Origin of the sequence: Pseudomonas sp. J380, assembly GCF_009827115.1 — a bacterium.
In the GTDB taxonomy this organism is placed as follows: domain Bacteria; phylum Pseudomonadota; class Gammaproteobacteria; order Pseudomonadales; family Pseudomonadaceae; genus Aquipseudomonas; species Aquipseudomonas paracarnis.
The window spans coordinates 3,085,532-3,101,112 of the sequence record NZ_CP043060.1 but is presented as its reverse complement, the minus strand read 5'-3'; the positions used below and the strand labels follow the sequence as shown (position 1 = coordinate 3,101,112).

Annotated in this window: 18 protein-coding genes; all 18 read right to left on the bottom strand. The window is 54.2% G+C overall.

Translation table 11 applies throughout. The features are described 5' to 3' along the window. Nucleotides 1-10 precede the first annotated feature (10 nt). Entirely contained in the window at nt 11-616 is a 606-nt protein-coding gene (locus FXO12_RS14040) for a DUF3275 family protein (protein ID WP_008437368.1), read from the bottom strand. 77 nt (nt 617-693) lie between these two features. Continuing rightward, a complete protein-coding gene (locus FXO12_RS14035) occupies nt 694-1,029 on the bottom strand; it encodes a hypothetical protein (RefSeq protein WP_082236564.1) in 336 nt (111 codons plus the stop codon). Nucleotides 1,030-1,139: 110 nt separating this feature from the next. Continuing rightward, the gene (locus tag FXO12_RS14030; protein ID WP_008437367.1) at nt 1,140-1,457 is read right to left on the bottom strand and encodes a hypothetical protein; all 318 of its coding nucleotides are present in this window, start codon (nt 1,455-1,457) and stop codon (nt 1,140-1,142) included. A 90-nt stretch (nt 1,458-1,547) separates the two neighbouring features. Beyond that, entirely contained in the window at nt 1,548-1,862 is a 315-nt protein-coding gene (locus FXO12_RS14025) for a hypothetical protein (RefSeq protein WP_008437366.1), read from the bottom strand. A gap of 96 nt (nt 1,863-1,958) precedes the next feature. Then, nucleotides 1,959-2,462, bottom strand: coding sequence for an STY4534 family ICE replication protein (locus FXO12_RS14020; protein WP_008437365.1), 504 nt, complete (start codon nt 2,460-2,462; stop codon nt 1,959-1,961). Between the two features lie 95 nt (nt 2,463-2,557). Continuing rightward, on the bottom strand, nt 2,558-2,809 hold the full coding sequence (locus tag FXO12_RS14015; RefSeq protein ID WP_008437363.1) for a hypothetical protein: 252 nt from the start codon (nt 2,807-2,809) through the stop codon (nt 2,558-2,560). A 304-nt stretch (nt 2,810-3,113) separates the two neighbouring features. Next, nucleotides 3,114-3,413 (bottom strand): hypothetical protein, encoded by a 300-nt coding sequence (locus tag FXO12_RS14010; protein WP_073451708.1) that lies wholly within the window; start codon nt 3,411-3,413, stop codon nt 3,114-3,116. Between the two features lie 931 nt (nt 3,414-4,344). After that, nucleotides 4,345-4,785, bottom strand: a complete 441-nt coding sequence (pilM, locus tag FXO12_RS14005; protein ID WP_008437362.1) for a type IV pilus biogenesis protein PilM — start codon at nt 4,783-4,785, stop codon at nt 4,345-4,347. Nucleotides 4,786-4,842: 57 nt separating this feature from the next. Beyond that, nucleotides 4,843-5,229, bottom strand: coding sequence for a hypothetical protein (locus FXO12_RS14000; RefSeq protein ID WP_124361237.1), 387 nt, complete (start codon nt 5,227-5,229; stop codon nt 4,843-4,845). Next, nucleotides 5,211-6,527: a shufflon system plasmid conjugative transfer pilus tip adhesin PilV gene (pilV, locus tag FXO12_RS13995; protein WP_008437360.1), complete on the bottom strand. Its 1,317-nt coding sequence runs from the start codon at nt 6,525-6,527 to the stop codon at nt 5,211-5,213. The genes FXO12_RS14000 and pilV overlap by 19 nt, the downstream gene beginning before the upstream one ends. Then, entirely contained in the window at nt 6,517-7,458 is a 942-nt protein-coding gene (locus FXO12_RS13990; protein ID WP_160049704.1) for an ATPase, T2SS/T4P/T4SS family, read from the bottom strand. The genes pilV and FXO12_RS13990 overlap by 11 nt, the downstream gene beginning before the upstream one ends. A gap of 10 nt (nt 7,459-7,468) precedes the next feature. After that, nucleotides 7,469-7,984 (bottom strand): type 4 pilus major pilin, encoded by a 516-nt coding sequence (locus tag FXO12_RS13985; protein ID WP_173667485.1) that lies wholly within the window; start codon nt 7,982-7,984, stop codon nt 7,469-7,471. A 25-nt stretch (nt 7,985-8,009) separates the two neighbouring features. Further along, a complete protein-coding gene (locus FXO12_RS13980) occupies nt 8,010-9,149 on the bottom strand; it encodes a type II secretion system F family protein (protein WP_008437357.1) in 1,140 nt (379 codons plus the stop codon). Continuing rightward, on the bottom strand, nt 9,139-10,698 hold the full coding sequence (locus tag FXO12_RS13975; protein WP_008437356.1) for a GspE/PulE family protein: 1,560 nt from the start codon (nt 10,696-10,698) through the stop codon (nt 9,139-9,141). The genes FXO12_RS13980 and FXO12_RS13975 overlap by 11 nt, the downstream gene beginning before the upstream one ends. A gap of 12 nt (nt 10,699-10,710) precedes the next feature. Continuing rightward, on the bottom strand, nt 10,711-11,283 hold the full coding sequence (gene pilP / locus FXO12_RS13970; RefSeq protein ID WP_008437355.1) for a type IV pilus biogenesis protein PilP: 573 nt from the start codon (nt 11,281-11,283) through the stop codon (nt 10,711-10,713). Beyond that, a complete protein-coding gene (pilO2, locus tag FXO12_RS13965; RefSeq protein WP_008437354.1) occupies nt 11,273-12,604 on the bottom strand; it encodes a type 4b pilus protein PilO2 in 1,332 nt (443 codons plus the stop codon). Before pilO2 ends, pilP begins: the two co-directional genes overlap by 11 nt. Before the next feature lie 3 nt (nt 12,605-12,607). Continuing rightward, nucleotides 12,608-14,422, bottom strand: coding sequence for a PilN family type IVB pilus formation outer membrane protein (locus tag FXO12_RS13960; protein ID WP_032899626.1), 1,815 nt, complete (start codon nt 14,420-14,422; stop codon nt 12,608-12,610). Then, nucleotides 14,422-15,579, bottom strand: a complete 1,158-nt coding sequence (locus FXO12_RS13955; RefSeq protein WP_008437352.1) for a TcpQ domain-containing protein — start codon at nt 15,577-15,579, stop codon at nt 14,422-14,424. The genes FXO12_RS13960 and FXO12_RS13955 overlap by 1 nt, the downstream gene beginning before the upstream one ends. Between the last annotated feature and the right edge of the window lie 2 nt (nt 15,580-15,581).

Here is a 15,581-nt window from a genome sequence, read left to right as displayed (position 1 = left end):
GCGGGCTTCGTCAGGTATTGGAGATATTCCATACCTGCAGTTTGAAGTTGTGTACATAGCCGAGCTCAGAGAGCCGACTGCACTGTTGGCGTAGTTGCTGACGATCAACAGTTGTGTCCAGCCTGACTGTATCGCTTAGAGGCCAGATTGTGCCGAACAACTCAGCATCTGCCTCGAGGTCGTTGGTTCCGCCGGTCGGGGTCATCCCAAACGGGGCATCCTCTTTTGATACCTGTTTATTAGAGGCCGGTACTGCGGGTGGATTATTCCGCTGCACTGGCTTGGAGAGGTTGGAGGAAGACTCTTCATCCATAGGGTCAGGCTCGTTTGGCGAGAGCCTGGCGGCGTCTTCCGGTGTCAGATTGTCCACGTCGTCGAGGCTCATGCTTTCCAGCTTTGCACGGATCTCAACGACCAGGCGACCTGCTGTGGAGTAATACGAAGGACGGATCTCCGTTATCAGAAAGTCGCCTCGGTATTTTCCTTCATCGTACTGATCAAGGAGTGCGTCTTTGATCACGAACTCACCGATAGAGGTCGAGAGCCGTCCGACGTTGAATTCGCCATTGCGGCCACTGATGGTACGGATGGCCAGTTGGCCGGGGATGTTGATCATGGGCAGCTCCACACTGCTACGAATGAAAAAAGCCCGACAGATGTCGGGCTTTGGGTAGTGCTGTGAATGTCGAAGGATTATGGGCAAGAAGTATGAGTTTCTTCCTTGAGTGAGATGTACAGATAGAAAACGCCTGGCGGTGATTCTATGCGGTCAAGTTTTAGGTCCAGCCAGACTCGATCGGTGTTATTGCCGGCAGGCAATAAACGATAGAGGCCGAAATGGATCTGTGTGCTGTCAGGTTGCAAATGCAGTTCTCGATAGGCCTCCAGGACAACATCGCCCAGTCGCTCACTGACAACACTTGCATCCTGTGGGTTTTCAATATGCACCGCTTCCTGCCAGGCCCGGGGTGTTAAAACGACCGGGAGTTTGAGCAGGTCAGACGATACGAGGTTAGTGGTGGTTTGCATGTTTATCTCCAGGTGCGAAAACCACCTGGCCCGGTCGGGAGATGGTTTCCCGATGGGTCTTTATGCTGATTTGGAATCAGCGTGAGAGTCAGCCTATGCTACGTGGCGAGTTAGTAGTATTCGGGGTGGATAAGCTTATCTTCCAACTCCCAGCGAGCCCTTCGATATTCCTTGAGAAGTCCGTACTCCGACAACAGTGGGCTGTTTTCGGGATTGAATTCATCTCGATGGTCCATCTTTGCCAATGTGATAACCCCATCCAGAACTTCTAACCAAAGATCAGAAGTACGGGTGTAGCGCGGGTCATCATCGGGATCGAGTGCCGGGTTGCTCGGAAGTATTTTATCCAGCTCGCTGTAAACACTAGCTTGTGCTGCTAAAAGACCGATCTCGGTCAGCAGCGGCAGTCGTTGTGGGTTCATCATCATGGCTCATCTCCATTGCTCGGAAATCACCAATCCCGAAGGGTGGCGTTCCCTTCGATATGTAAATTGAAGTCACCCAGAGGGCGCTTGACTTCATGCAGCGTCACTTTCAGGTTGCGGATCTAAACGATCGCGGGCCTGCCAATACTCTTGGAGAAGTCCGAACGCCGATAAGGTCGGGCTGATGTCTGGGTTGAAATCATCTTTGTGGTCCATTTCGGCCAACTTAATAACCCCATCCAGAGCATCGAACCATAGGTCCGATGAGAGGAAGTAGTGCGGGTCATCATGAGGGTCAATTGCCACATTAATTGGACGTTGTTTGTCTAAGGCACTGTGAACACGAGCCTGAGCCGCTATTAGACCGATCTCAATCACCAGCGGCAGTCGTTGAGGGTTTATGATCATGGCGAATCTCCAGTCTTCGGAAACTACCAATCCCGAAGGGAGGCGTTCCCTTCGATACGAATATTGAAAGGCGCCCAGGGGGCGCCATGATTTCAATCATGCAGATTGACGTTGTTCAGGTTCAGGTTGTCCTTGGGCGTCATCCGAATCATCTCCAGCAGCACCATCCTGGGCAGGAAGGGGCTCAGCAGAGTCTTTCGGTTTGGCTTCATAGACAGTTACCCCATCCACCTTGATCCAGCCGATAAACAACAGGCGGCCCTTGAGGCTTGCTCCAGGTTGACCTTTTTTATCGCCTTTTTCGTAGGTAAATGCGTCGGTCCAGATATCACCGATTCGGAAGCTCACAAGGACCTTCTTTCCGGCTTCAACGGCTGCTTGGCTGCGACGAATCAGCTTTTCAGCTTCAGCGCCGACCACGTTGCAGTCGATATAGGAATACTCGGCATCATCCATCGAGCCGCGTAGTGCCGCAACGGTAACTGCCATGAATGGCTTACCTTTGCCGCGAGGTTTCACTTCACGGATACGGTTGAGATAACCGATACCAGTGGTGTGAAGGTCGAAGAATTTTGCTTCGTTGGATTGATTAGTGCTCATGGTGATTCTCCAGTTTCGAAATAACAGAAAGCGGAGAAACACTTCGCCCTGGGGGGAAAGTATTCCCCGCGAGGGTGGGTGGAGCTTAAGGTTGTTTAATGCATCAGCTTCATTGCAGCAATCATTACACCGACAGCTGCAGACAACATGACGCCCATGCGAATGGTGAGCTTGACTTCAAGCTGTGAAATCTCAGATTTGAACTCTGCAGCAAGAGCAGTTAAATCTGCCTTGGTAGCCAAACGTGAAAGCATGTCGGTCTCCAAAGCTTCAATAACAGCATTTGCCTTCTGTTCCGGGACGTTAATCGAAATCAACGCCTGGTAGAGAGCCAGTTCAGTTTTCATCAGACCTCCAAAAGTGAGAGGCCTGCCCTGACGGGGTAGGCCCGTCATGGGTGGGAAAGGTGCTTCCATCGACTAAGTCGACTGATCGCGCTACCGGAAGCTATGGCGATCTTGGGAGTGGATCAATGCGGAAAACCGCATCGTAGTCTTGCGGATCCAGACTACTTGGGCATGTTGCTGACGACGTCAGCGATACATGTGCAGATCATGGAAATACGATTGTCGCTTGTCAAGCCCCTACCGTGAAATCTCTGAGGAAACCTTCCCTTTGGGAAGGCTCCCTACAGAGGCGAAGGACGCAGACTTAGCAAGTTGCTGGCACCAACGAGCGTGCAGCTGGCTTCTTACGCGGTTTCCGAGCGGGCTTTTCGACCACTCGAGTGTTAGCCGCGTACCAAAGGTTCAGGTCGACACCTTTACGAGTTATTGCCGGTACATGATCCATCTCACGTACGAGACGCTCAGGTACGCAGGGCGGTGGAAGCAACGGAGCTGCTTTGGTATGGATAGCTGTGGGCGCAGCGCTGGTTTTCTTTACCGCACGCAGAAACTGTCGCGTGATGGTGCCAAGCGCGAAACCGAAGCCATAAGCAAGTTTGGACATGGTGATTCTCCTGCAGGTTGAATGCGGAGAACCCACTGACCCCGTTGGGGAAGTGATTCCCCGCGAGGTGAGTTGCATAAGGTGCTTCCATCGACGATTGTCGACCGACCGCGCTACCAGAAGCTCAGCGGTCTTGGGCGGATCTGACACGAACATCGTGTCGCAGTCTTCAAGATCCTGACTGCCTGGGCATGATGCTGACGACGTCAGCAAAGCACGTCCATATCATCGAAGGGGGGATGGTGATGTGTCAAGCGGAGAGGGATATTTCGCGGAGGGCAAAGAAGGTTCAGGTCGACAGGAGAAGCTACCGAGAGTAGCTGGGTCAACAGTCACTCTCGGATGTAGTAAGTAGCGTCTTTCAGAAAAAAATACCACCTGTGCGGGATGAAGGCGTTGTTGATCCCTGGGCTGTGATCTGAACGTCTTACTTCCAACACCTGGCCGATTATCGTGGCTGAGGCCAGCTAGCATAAGGCACGCATCCGCGCACAAAGGGAGCCCTGCGTTTCGCCGGCGGGCCACCGGCAAGGAAAAGCAGCTACCAATAGGTAGCCTGATCATCCTTTGCAAGATGATCAGGCTACCTATTGTGTGAGCTTTAAAAAGTGTGGGCCACAACACCAGTGTGGCCCTTAGACTACGGTGCTTCGAACCTCAACAGAGCCCTATGTGCCTTTGAACTCGCAATTCACGAGTTAGACGGCTGCGTGTCTGGCTTGAACAGGGAGACACAGGGAGAGCTCTGAACCAGGTCCGCACGCCCTTCCCGGAGCTATGCGTGCTTTGGGGTTGGTGATGAGGCAAGCCGCATCACCGGGCGCTACTGATGACCGCCAGTAGCCAACGGGGTGGAAACGTTGTTGTGATCATTATGTTGATAGGCCGGAGCTTATGCAACCCGGCGCCTTTCAAAGTCGGTCGACTCAGACTAATTGACGGCGACGACCGCACCTTCGGGAACAGGGGACGGAATTGCTATACCGGTCGCCCCAGTTATCTGTGAAATCAGCATTCCTGAACGCTTAAAACCAACGGTCGTTGTCTTTGTCAGGTCTACCAGCACAGAAGGCAAGCCTGACGGTGCAACCCCATCAAAATAAGTATAGGCCGTTCCTGATGAGATGTAAGAACCTACGCCCACAGGTTTCACAAACCACCCAGGTAGGTTGAGCGCAGAATCGCTCGGTACCCCGCTGAAGCCCGGGTTGGCCTGGGCATATTCGGTAGCGGCAGATCGGTACACCAGAAAGCCGCGACCCAGCGAGTCGAGGGTAGCGTAGTCGGATGTACGTTGGTCCTGATGTTGGTTCTCCATGAAAATGCTGGAGGCAATGAGCACAATCATCAAAACGAGCCATTGCATTGTCATGATATGAGCTCCATCCACAGAACGGTGGTTGTTACCACCTACGCGTCAATAACAAAACTATTTCGTGAGGATAATCAATGTTAAGCAAATTCCTACTAAGCCAAGCGCAATGACAGTCCACTTTGCGGCTCGCTTGATGCTCATTGGTTTGCGTTGTGGATTGATTAATTCCATAGTGGCGATCTTTTTTACTAAATAACGACCAGAGGCCGTTGGTTGTAACTTGTAAGTGAACTCGCCGACCTCGAATGCCTCTTTTCCTTCTAGTGCGCGACGCCATAGCACAGTTGAGCATATCCTGCTTCGGGTGCTTAGCCAGGTCTGTAATTCTCCAGCACTATACTCAACGTTATTCTCAAGCGTCTGCACTGCAATAATCCCCATAGACATACTATAAAACGTTTTGGAATTTATAAATGGATGCTTTATTTGAAGCAGCTCCAATAGAAAAGACCTGGCCAGGAAAGTCGAGATGTGGAGAGAAACCATCCACTTGCATTTCTGAAGATGTACCCAGTCTCACTATCCCCAATGCCAAAAGCGCCAGTTAAAGAGCACGACTTCCATGTAGTGTCGCCAAGGGAGCAGGTCACACTTCCTCTGGCAGGCGCCTGGCAGGTGCCCTGGATCAGCTGGAATTCCCACCCACCTGGTCTTTTCCATAAGCCTTGTTCGCAGGACAACGTTATTCCCGCGGCGCTTTTTGCAAGAAGGGTTCGGTCACTGCACTGTTGCCCCTCGGTAGCTATGCCTCCCAGGGACAAATATTCATTTGTCTGAATGCGATCATAGGCCGTTATCTTGCCCGTCGAGGTTATCTTTCCACCCCATAGTTCACCTCCGGTTGAAAAGTTTTTGTCGTTATAAACTTGGACCCAGTTGGGGCTATTTTGATAAATCCCGCCTCCCCATTTTTCGCTGTACCAGCCTGTGTCACCACGTGTTCTGAACCAACCACCTGTGCTGGTATCACCGTTAATGGTTGCAGTAGCGGCATTAACATTGGCTGTGGCGATAACGTTTCGAGCTGTAATGTCGGCGTTAGCTGTTATGTTGCCTGACGCTGTGATATTTCCTGCGTTGTTAATATTGTGGTTGCCCATCGTGATATCAGTATTCATCGTGTTGAATTCTGGATGATTGGGCACAGCGTTTCGATATAGATAGTCATTAGCCAACGCTCCATCCATAAGAAAAAGTGCGCTAGCTGTATGTCCTGGGCCAGGAGCTATAGCATAGTTACTTAGTGCTACCTGCCATCCACCCCGCACGCCCTGGACGATGTTCGGATTGGCAGAAGAGATGAACCCACCAGGTCCTCCGAGATTTTCAGCGATGGTTCGAATACCCATTTCAGGAATCGTCTGCCCACCTGTAGTAACCACAATCACTTCCAGTTGATTGGCGTTGGGTTTCCGGGCGAGGCCGACAATGGTCTGCCCAAAGGCGTTAGTGGGACTGAAACCCGCAGGAAGGTAGTTGGTGTTGACGAGCATCGGAACGGTTATTTGCACCGGTACGGTTGCTGCCGCGTTGGCCAGCACCACGCTGTAGTTATCCTTCAGATATTTGGCCAATGCCTCTGAAATGGTTCTCTGTTGATCAGCCGCAATTCGATAGTCCTGAGAATCCATCTGCTTGATTTGCCATGCGATCGCCAAAGTGACGACAACGGAGAAAACGGCCAATCCGATCGCCATGTCCAAGCTCAAGAAGCCCCGCTGCTTGTTCCTACTGGTCATTCCAGAGACTCCTTGATGATTGGTGAGCGATGTCGTGATCGAGCATCGTGATCTTTCCTGCATGGACTTTCTCTCGGATGCCCGGTCCGTCATCGCCCGTGAACAGCAGACTCTGCAGGGTTAATCGACGACTCCCTTCGTTGCCGCTTGATAAGGACTGGTGAAGAACGGCCACTAGCCCCTTGGAGAGCAGCTCTCGGGCGTTATTGAGTAACGGCTGAGCCAGGGCTGATATACGCTCAATGCCTTGAGTAACGCTGCCTGCATGGCCTGTGCTGATGATGAGATGGCCATTGATCGAGGCTTGAATTACTTGTGCTGCTGTCGAGCTGTCGCGAATTTCTCCCACGAACAGGAAATCGGCTCTTGTGCGCAGCGCTAGAATCAACGCTTCCTCGTATCCCCCCATCCGGCGAGAGACCGGAACTTGAATGCAGCGCCCACTGCCATGCCGACCATTCAAAAACGGTTCTGGAGGATCCTCGACAGCCACACAAATGCCTCCCCAGGCCTCAAGGCGAGCTTTCACCAGTGATGCAGCACTGGAGGTTTTCCCTGTGCCCATTTCCCCACAAATGAATATCAGGCCGCGAACCGTGTCACTCATCAGCGCGTCCTGCAGATAGTCGGGCAGACCCAGCATGTCCAATGGACGGATCTGGACTGAGGATTTGCTTACGACACACACAGGTTTGCCATTCAAATCCAGCAACTGGGTTACACGAAGGACGACGCCATCTTCAATTAGGGCGAACTCTGGATCCTGGGTTGCCTTGTGCTTTTCCTCGCACTGCGCCCGTAAGCGCTCAAGGTCTGCCCGCCATTCGGCGGGCGCTTCAACCCTTCGTGCCTGCCCAGGGAGACCTTTGGCGTCGGCAAATCCATCGCCGAGGTACAGGTCGACGAATTCAGCATCAGAGATCACGCTCACACTGAATTCCTTAGTACGAAGTCCAAGCGATGGTATTGGCGTCCGAGGAGCAGCTGGTCGCAGCTGCCACCGCAGTGATTTCGCCGGCAATTGCAGTGCCGCCGTTGATCGCCGTAGTTGTCTGTTTGTCCTTGGCCATGTTCGAGGCAAGGGTGATGCAGGCATTTTTCGGAAGGTTGGATTCTGTGATGGTGAAGGTCATGCCGTTGCTCATCACGGTCACTGCGCCGTTCCAGCGGTTGGACAGGGCATTACCGTTGATGCTCATGCCGCCAGTTGCCTCGAGGTTGATCAAAGAAGGCGCTAAGTTGGTGCCTGCCGTGGCGTAACCCGTGGTGCTTTTCAGTCGTTTGGTATTGCTCAGCAACGTGCCGAGATTGCTCTGTTCAATAGTGACGTCCGAGCTGCCGAACGTTCTGTAGCCCATGAACACGATGAAACCAAGTGCCACCGCGATCAGCATCAACCAGAACATCCCGTCTAGGGAGAGAAATCCGCGTTGGTTGTTTGGAGTGTTTGTTGGCATTTCCAGTACCTCATTTAGGTTTGATTTAAAGCGTTGCAGTCACATTGCCGGCCAACTGGAAGATCCCGATCACTACCAGAATCATCATGACCCCCATGGCCATGGAGGACATGCCGATAAGAGATTTGGCGATGGCTTCGACGCGCTGAAGCGTTTGCTCCAGCCACCGGTTGGAAAACCGTTCCATCGACTCAGCGAAGCCTTTGCGGGTGGCGAGCACTTCCAGAAAATGCATCGCCATGGGGTCTGGGAATTGATGACCCGCAAGCTTCAATGCGGTACCGAAGTTTTTGCCGGCGCTCACTCCGTAATGAATGGCGCTCAGGCGCTCTTTCAACCATGGAGAGGCATTGCGTTGAAGAGAGGTCAGCGCATCTAGTTGGTTGATGCCGGAGCGCAGCATCACAGCCATGTTGAGCAGAAAGATCGATCCGTGGAGCGCCTTGTAGACTGACCAAGGCGGGAGCCTCTCTGCTCGGACTCGCAGGACCTGGAGCAGCTTGTTCAACTGCAGCTTCCACGAAGGGCTGGCGGCCGTAATCTGAAGGCCGCAAAACACGGGTAGAGTGATGATCGATATGAGGATGAAGACGATTACAGCTATCAGCGTCACTAGCCCGTAGTGGGTCACGAAATTCGATAGGGCATAGAGGAAGGCCGGCACGCCGGTCCACGCCTCGGGGTTGGAGCGTCGTGTCATGGAGGGCACCATCCACACTGCAATCACATACAGCAACGCCGCCATGACGCTCCACACCACGGAGGGGAAAACGGTGGCGGACGCTACGAGTTTGCTGATCCGCTGACGTACTTCGATGATCCTCACGCAGTCCCGAAATGCCTGCACCAGGTTGCCGGTGTCTTCCCCGGAAGCGATCAAAGAGTTCTCGTCATAGGGAACCCAGCCTTCGCAGGAAATGCTCAGCGATTTCCCACCTTTTACCGATTGCGCGATATCCCTGCAGGCAAGGGACACTGGATGGAGCTTCTGCCCGTTATCGCTGAATGCTCTGGCCACCGTGTGCAGTGCGTCCTCAAGCGACACACCATCCTCAAGGATGCCCATCAGGCTCTCGTAGAACTGGATTCTTTCGTTTTTGCCAAACTGCTTGGCATAGAAGGTCTCTGCCCAACGATTCAGCATCGCTCTGACGTCACTCAGCATGAGCGAGCTCCAGGATTTGCCGGTCAAAGTCCAACGGCCCCACCGTCATTTCGGCGTGGCGGGGGTCTACTAATCCTTGTTTCAGTTTGATGATCGTGTGTGCGGTCTTGGTAATACCGCCCATTTCCTTGACCCAGTGGCGACGTGCCGCACTTGCACCCTGCCCATTGAAAACGCGCATGAACTCAAGGTCGGTGAGCAAAGTTTCCGCAACCACCGTGCGACCGGTGATGCCCAAGCCTTTGCAATGCGGGCATCCCGGTCCTTTGAGGTAGGTCTCATCAATCGCTTCCAAATCGCGCAAGCGCTGCACCAGCGCACTGTTGAGCTGCCCGAGATGCTCGCGTGCGGGGACGCGGCAGTGGGAACACAGCACGGGCAAAAGGGATTGATTGACCACGCTTGTCATCAGTGCAGGATCAGTAACCAGGTGTCGGTCTACACCCATGTCGATCAGTCGTTGAAGAGCTGCTACAGCGTTGTTGGTGTGCAGTGTCGTCAGCACCAGGTGACCAGTCATACCGCCGCGGAAAGCCGCTTGTGCTGATGCAAGGTCCCGGATCTCCCCATACATGAGAATGTCAGGGTCGAGTCGCATGGAATTGGTGATACCGTCATTCCAGGTTTCACCGGCGCCCAGCGGTGACTGATTGGCGAGAAGTGGATATTCAGGTGGATCTTCCATCGTCAGAATGTGTTTTGTTCCACCGCACTCTTCGTGCAAGAGGTTCAGGTTTACCTGCAGCGACTTCGATTTGCCGGAACCGGTGGGTCCAGTGATCAGGTTCACCCCATAAGGCAAGCTGCGGATGCGGCTGAATGCATCAATTTGCTGCGTCAGGAAACCGAGATCACTAAGCGTCATTTTGGTTTTGTCGTCATACAGCAGACGCAAAACCATCAGAGGGCCATCTACGAGCGGCCGAGTGGCGACTCGGGCACCGAACAAACCGAGTTGGTCGACATAGGCGCGTTTTACCCTGGCGTCCTGGCTCACCTGCGGCTGGTAGTGGTCTTTCGCGACATCGCACATGCTGTTGTAGAGGGACGAGCAGAGCTCCATGCCCACCTGGCTCTGGTGCTGCTCTGCCTCCCACAAGAGCCCGTGGATGCGAAAGAAGATTCGAGTGATATCGTGACCTACGACAAAGTGGACGTCGCTGGCATTGCGCCGGTGGGCTTCTCCTAAAAGCTGCACCACCTGGGCCTGGCGCTTCGTCTCAGTCGCCGATAGTGCTTTACCATTTGCATCATCATTGGCGCGGTAGAGTGCCTTGATTGTGCTCATCGAGCAGACCTTGACCTCAAAGTGGTGATTTTCGTGTTCCAGCTGGTCCTCGAATGCCATGACATAGGCATCCGTTTGGTGTTGGGCTGACACATACAAAATCCCATCGCTGGTCAACGCACATAGTTGACGCAGCTCGGGTTTCAGCTCAAACGGTCCACCAGGGGCCGTCAGCAGTGTTTGGTGCGACGTCAGTAGGACTGCAGCAGACTCATCACTGTCAGGCTCTATGACATCTGGTTTTTCAGTCAGGATCGTCATCGAACTTCTCAATCAACGTTGGCCAGGGATCAGCCCAGGCGGCATAGGTGCTGATGGGGTAATGCTGGGGGCTGAATTGTTAACGTTGCTCAAGCTGGCCGGGGGCGTACTGGAAAAGCCGAGGGGGTAGCGCTTACCGCCACGCTCGAGGGTCACGTTTTCGACGGAGAGGATGGCCATGCGATAGCCACCGGGTAACTCCCGAGATGAGGCATCTGCGTCTACTTCAAATCCGCTGCTGTAGAGCAGAGTCGCACGCAGCCGTTTTGCTGAGCCGAATACCGCTTTCACGACAGGCAAGTCAGACTGTGTATCACTGCTGTGCGCCGAGGCTGCAGCCGGCTGTGTGAGGTTTCCTTGAGAAAAAAACACAGTTGACGGCTGCGTCGTCGCACTTTGGTCTTCGCCCTTGATCGATCTTTCGGCCTTGGCCTTCTCGGCTTTGGCATTCAACAAGATCGTCTGGCTTTGAATCTGGGCCAGCTCGCCGACGTTCACCCCAGATAGGGTGTTCTCATCTGCCCAGCTCGATGGTGCCCCTAACGCAAGGATGGAGCACAAAAAGCACAGCGCTTTATTTCGCATATAGGTCACCTATTACTGACCAGACAAGGTGGCCGGTCTCATATTTGGTTGTGATTTCGCGCAGCCGTAAGCCCTGACTGGGTGCGCCGGATAATGAGTCCAGCGGCGTAATGCCAGTGGCATAGCTCAGCTCGAATTGCTTCCATTGAGGCGGTGGGGGCGGCGGTGGCGCAGGTTGGCCCGGTATCGCTGGTTGAATGGGCACAACGACCGGCACTTCTTTCAGCACTGGGGTTTGAGTGAAGCTGTGCAGCCAAGACGACAGGTTCGCCAACATCACGATGGCGTCTTTTAGAGGCTCATCACCGGCTGCGGGTAGAGAGATGTCGAATTTCAACGTGGCCGAGTTGCCCTCGTCAAAGAAGGCCGGCCGATCAGAAAAGTGGCCCTGCGTCGCCTGTATCAGTTTGTCGGCCGTGCTATTGCCCGAGCGCTTATAGGAGGACAAAACCTGTGCGCCGTCGCAGACGGCACTCGTGAACTGCCATCCCTGAATGGACAGAGGCAACTGATAAATGACGTTGCTGCAACCCTCCAGGAAATCTGCAACAGATGGACGTTTGGCCCAAGGGTGTTCAAGCGCTTGGGGCGTCTGTTCCATACCGGATTCTTTTTGCAGTCTGGCCAACTCTGCCAGGCGTTGCTGTTCAGCCTGGAAAGCCGCCTCTTTGGCTATTTGGTCCTGATGGCTCTGCCATTGAGCCCACCCGATGATGCCGGCAGCGATCAGCGCGCCAAGAACCGCCAGCTGCACAAGTTCTGGTTTGGATAGCCCAAAGACGAGTGGCCGTAGCCGGTACTCGCGTTTTAGATGCGACGGCTGAAGTAGCTCTGCCACGTCCAGTGGTTGACCGCCCATATCGAACTCTGGGGGCAGGTACTCGTTGTCGAAGTTGATCCCACGACTGCGTTGTTGCGCGACTCGGCGGCGGACCTCAGCACCAGTGCCGATCATGTCGCAGCCAGAGATCACGCCACCTTGATACACAGCAACGAGGGCATATTGGTCAATCTCGCTCTCAGTTTTCCAGGCCGCGATCCATGAGTCCCCCAGCTGTCCAGCCAGGGTGGCCGCGAGCGAGTACATCCCTTTGGTGACCTCCTCGCTGCGCGCTACAAAACCTGCCTGAATAATGGCTGGTGTTCTTCTAATGGCGACAATGTCGAGGTGGTGCTCACGACCGTACTGGCGCGCTTCCTTCATGTGCCCGGTGACACTGCCCAGCGGATGCCAGCGCAGACCGGTGACAAATGATTTTCCACGATACTGGAGTACCTGGACTCGAGCAGAGCGTGCATTTTTTGAGGTTTCCGCAACCATGGCTTACCCCTTGGAACCTGTGCAATGCAGCAGTGGGGTATGGCAAGAGCCCCAAGGCTCGTTGGCAGCAGGTGAAATCACCGCGCTGGGGCTGCCTGTTTCGCTATCAACAACAGGAGTAATCAGCACTACGAGTACGCTGTGCCCTGTGGTGCGGATACGGCTGCCGCCCAAACCGAAGAATCCAGGATCACCTACGCCAGACTTGGTTGCGTTTTCGCTGTTCTCCTCAAAACCAGTCAGTACGAGGGTTTGACCGCTGCGCAATTTGACCTTGGGCGACAGGTTCTTGGTGTCGTAATCCGCTGTCTGGACACTGGAGCCGTTGCTCGTAAAAGTGGTGAAGGTCGGTTTGCTACTCATGCTCAGGGTGATCATCAGCAACATGTTGTCCTGGTCGATGATTCGAGGGAGCAACATCATGTTGAAGCCGCTGGTGATAGTCGCGGGGGTGAGCGAAGTAGACGATCCAACGGAAGCCGTGGTGGTTGTCGAGCTTGATGCGACATAGCTCTTTACGTTGCCGATCTGGATGGGTGCCGGCTGCAGATTCAGCGTGGTGACCGACGGCGAGCGAACGTTCGAGATTCGGCCCTGTTCGGAAAGTGCTTTGATGATTAAGTTGGAGCCAGCCCAAGGAGACTTCGACGTGTCCAAAATACTCAACGAGCCCGACACCGCGCCCGTGCTTATGCCGGTGGTGGCATTCTTCAGCGAAAAGCCCCATTTGTTGCTCAAGGACGTATAGACAGCCGTCCAGTCCAGGCCGGTCTGGTCTGTGTCGGTGAGAGTTACCTCGAAAACTTTGACGTTGAACAACACCTGACGGGTGATACTGCTGTTGATCGAATTCAGGTATTTAGCAACGTTTGAGAGTACTTCTGGTCGATCACTTACCGTCAGGGTGCCAGTGGAACGCGAGAGGAACATCCGACCTTGGGGCTGTTGGCTCAGCATCGCCTTGACGTTTTTTTCAATGTCTCCGATCAGCGAGGTCTTGATGGTAACGGTGGTGCTCTGGTTGCTGCCTGATTCACCCGATGCACCTGTCGACGAAGATCCGCCGCCACCACCACCGGAACTGCTCCCGCTGCCTGTAGCAGTCAGCAAGCCCGACTTCACTGTGCTTTCAATGACCTGGTCATCACCAAATGCCCAGACGTCGAACGTCTTGGTGTCGAAGTAAGTGACATGCACGCTTCGATCATCGGAGGAATAATTCCACGCTAAGCCTAACTGGGAGGTCGCTTGATTCAACAACCCTGACAGCTTGCCGCTGTACTTAATGGGGAATGTGTTGGGCGCAGTCAGCCCAATCGAATTCATTGAGCGGGCGTTGCTCGGAACATTGCCGATGACGCCGGCGGGCATGAAGTTGGTCAGGTTGTCGGCAGAGCCCAAACCAGGTGGAACTGCAGGTCCTGAGTTGCCCTGCGTCGAACTGGAAAGGACACTTGGGTCGATTGCGTCAGGGGCTACGATGACCGGTACACCACATTCACTAGTGATGTACTGCGCGATCTCAGCGATCCCAACGTTATATGAGGGGCGATAGGTGATGTCGCAATCCATGGTCAGCGGTAAACCACGCTTGGCGACCAGCGGTTTTTTGGATACCCATGGTTTGTCGCTGAACACCACCGTAGCGCGCGCGGACTCTTGCTGCTGATTTCTCAGAAATCGGCTGTATTGAGAGGCTGTCGCAGCGTCATTTTCAGCTCGGCTGGCCGATTCATTCACACGCTGCAGCGAACAGGAACTCACCAGTGCGACGATAAGTGACAAGGCTGTGCTTTTGATCCAGAGACGAGCAGTCATCATTTGTTCCTCTCTGTAATAAAAATCAGCCGCTGTGAGGAGTTACTGTCGACCACATCGACCAGAAAGGACCGTGGAGCCGAGTCGTAGAGTGGGAAAATCGACCCAATGGCTTCTTGGAAACTGCCCTCAAATCGAAGTGGAGCGTCAATTGAGTAATCCAAATCATCGACCTGCCACATCAGTTTCCAGCCCGCTTTTTCAGCCCAGCCTTCGACGGTTTGACGAAGGGTTGAGCCAGTTGAAGCCGTCCATGTCTGGGCCAGCGGCTTCGGCGCTGCAATGTCCGTCGCAACCGGCTTTGGCGCTGCAGAAACTGCGGCCGGCGCGGTGACCAGTTTCGGAGTTGAAGCGGCCTTGGCATCTGGGTTGCTGGACGAAGTCGAGGCCGGACTCTGAGTCGGCAAGGCAGACGTTTGTTTTGTAGAGCCATCCTTGGTAATCACCGTAGGAGGGGCCACGGTTTTGGCTGGTGCAGCGTTCGCCACAGGGGTAGCGGCTGATGCCGTTGTTGTGAAAGGCGCTGTTTGGGGAACGGCGGCGACTACTACTTGGCTGCCCGCATCATTGTTATTGCTCTTCGCTGCGATAGGCTGTGCAGCTGTCGATGTGTTGAGTTGAGCAATCTGAGTTGATGCAGGACGTGGAGAGTCCGGGAGCTGGTAGCCAGGGCGCAGGACGTAGCACACCTGACGGTTGACCTCGTCGACCTTCACCTGCCAGGCCGGACCTGCGAGCACCTGCAGGGTGTTACGCAGGGTCATAGGGCCAAGTTTATATTGGGCTGCTGGGAGTGGTCGGGTGTAAAGGATGTTGACGTGGCCAGAGTCTGCCGAGCAAAGCGTATAACCTGAACGGTCCACCACGTACTGCATGGCCTCATGCACATTTGGGTGCATGTTGGCTGGAATGCTGATGTCGATAATCTGAGCCATCAGGTCACGTTGGCCAGAATCTGGCAGCGTGCTGACGAGGGTGTAGCGGCCATAGCGCACTACTGGTTCTTTTTCAGGAACGGCGCCGCCAGGATAGAGGTCTGGCGTCAACATGTCCGGATTGCGACTGCTGTCGAAAGCGGGCTTGGGTGTCTGCGCCGTTTGGGTCGTGCAACTGGCGATTAACGCTAGAAGCGAGAGCGTGGTGACGTGCCTGATCATGT

What these genes read in the sequence shown, in the direction of transcription:
- FXO12_RS14040 (WP_008437368.1), bottom strand. Translation starts at nt 616, where the DNA reads ATGATCAACATCCCCGGCCAACTGGCCATCCGTACCATCAGTGGCCGC.
- FXO12_RS14035 (WP_082236564.1), bottom strand. Translation starts at nt 1,029, where the DNA reads ATGCAAACCACCACTAACCTCGTATCGTCTGACCTGCTCAAACTCCCG.
- FXO12_RS14030 (WP_008437367.1), bottom strand. Translation starts at nt 1,457, where the DNA reads ATGATGATGAACCCACAACGACTGCCGCTGCTGACCGAGATCGGTCTT.
- FXO12_RS14025 (WP_008437366.1), bottom strand. Translation starts at nt 1,862, where the DNA reads ATGATCATAAACCCTCAACGACTGCCGCTGGTGATTGAGATCGGTCTA.
- FXO12_RS14020 (WP_008437365.1), bottom strand. Translation starts at nt 2,462, where the DNA reads ATGAGCACTAATCAATCCAACGAAGCAAAATTCTTCGACCTTCACACC.
- FXO12_RS14015 (WP_008437363.1), bottom strand. Translation starts at nt 2,809, where the DNA reads ATGAAAACTGAACTGGCTCTCTACCAGGCGTTGATTTCGATTAACGTC.
- FXO12_RS14010 (WP_073451708.1), bottom strand. Translation starts at nt 3,413, where the DNA reads ATGTCCAAACTTGCTTATGGCTTCGGTTTCGCGCTTGGCACCATCACG.
- pilM (WP_008437362.1), bottom strand. Translation starts at nt 4,785, where the DNA reads ATGACAATGCAATGGCTCGTTTTGATGATTGTGCTCATTGCCTCCAGC.
- pilV (WP_008437360.1), bottom strand. Translation starts at nt 6,527, where the DNA reads ATGACCAGTAGGAACAAGCAGCGGGGCTTCTTGAGCTTGGACATGGCG.
- FXO12_RS13985 (WP_173667485.1), bottom strand. Translation starts at nt 7,984, where the DNA reads ATGCCAACAAACACTCCAAACAACCAACGCGGATTTCTCTCCCTAGAC.
- FXO12_RS13980 (WP_008437357.1), bottom strand. Translation starts at nt 9,149, where the DNA reads ATGCTGAGTGACGTCAGAGCGATGCTGAATCGTTGGGCAGAGACCTTC.
- FXO12_RS13975 (WP_008437356.1), bottom strand. Translation starts at nt 10,698, where the DNA reads ATGACGATCCTGACTGAAAAACCAGATGTCATAGAGCCTGACAGTGAT.
- pilP (WP_008437355.1), bottom strand. Translation starts at nt 11,283, where the DNA reads ATGCGAAATAAAGCGCTGTGCTTTTTGTGCTCCATCCTTGCGTTAGGG.
- pilO2 (WP_008437354.1), bottom strand. Translation starts at nt 12,604, where the DNA reads ATGGTTGCGGAAACCTCAAAAAATGCACGCTCTGCTCGAGTCCAGGTA.
- FXO12_RS13960 (WP_032899626.1), bottom strand. Translation starts at nt 14,422, where the DNA reads ATGACTGCTCGTCTCTGGATCAAAAGCACAGCCTTGTCACTTATCGTC.
- FXO12_RS13955 (WP_008437352.1), bottom strand. Translation starts at nt 15,579, where the DNA reads ATGATCAGGCACGTCACCACGCTCTCGCTTCTAGCGTTAATCGCCAGT.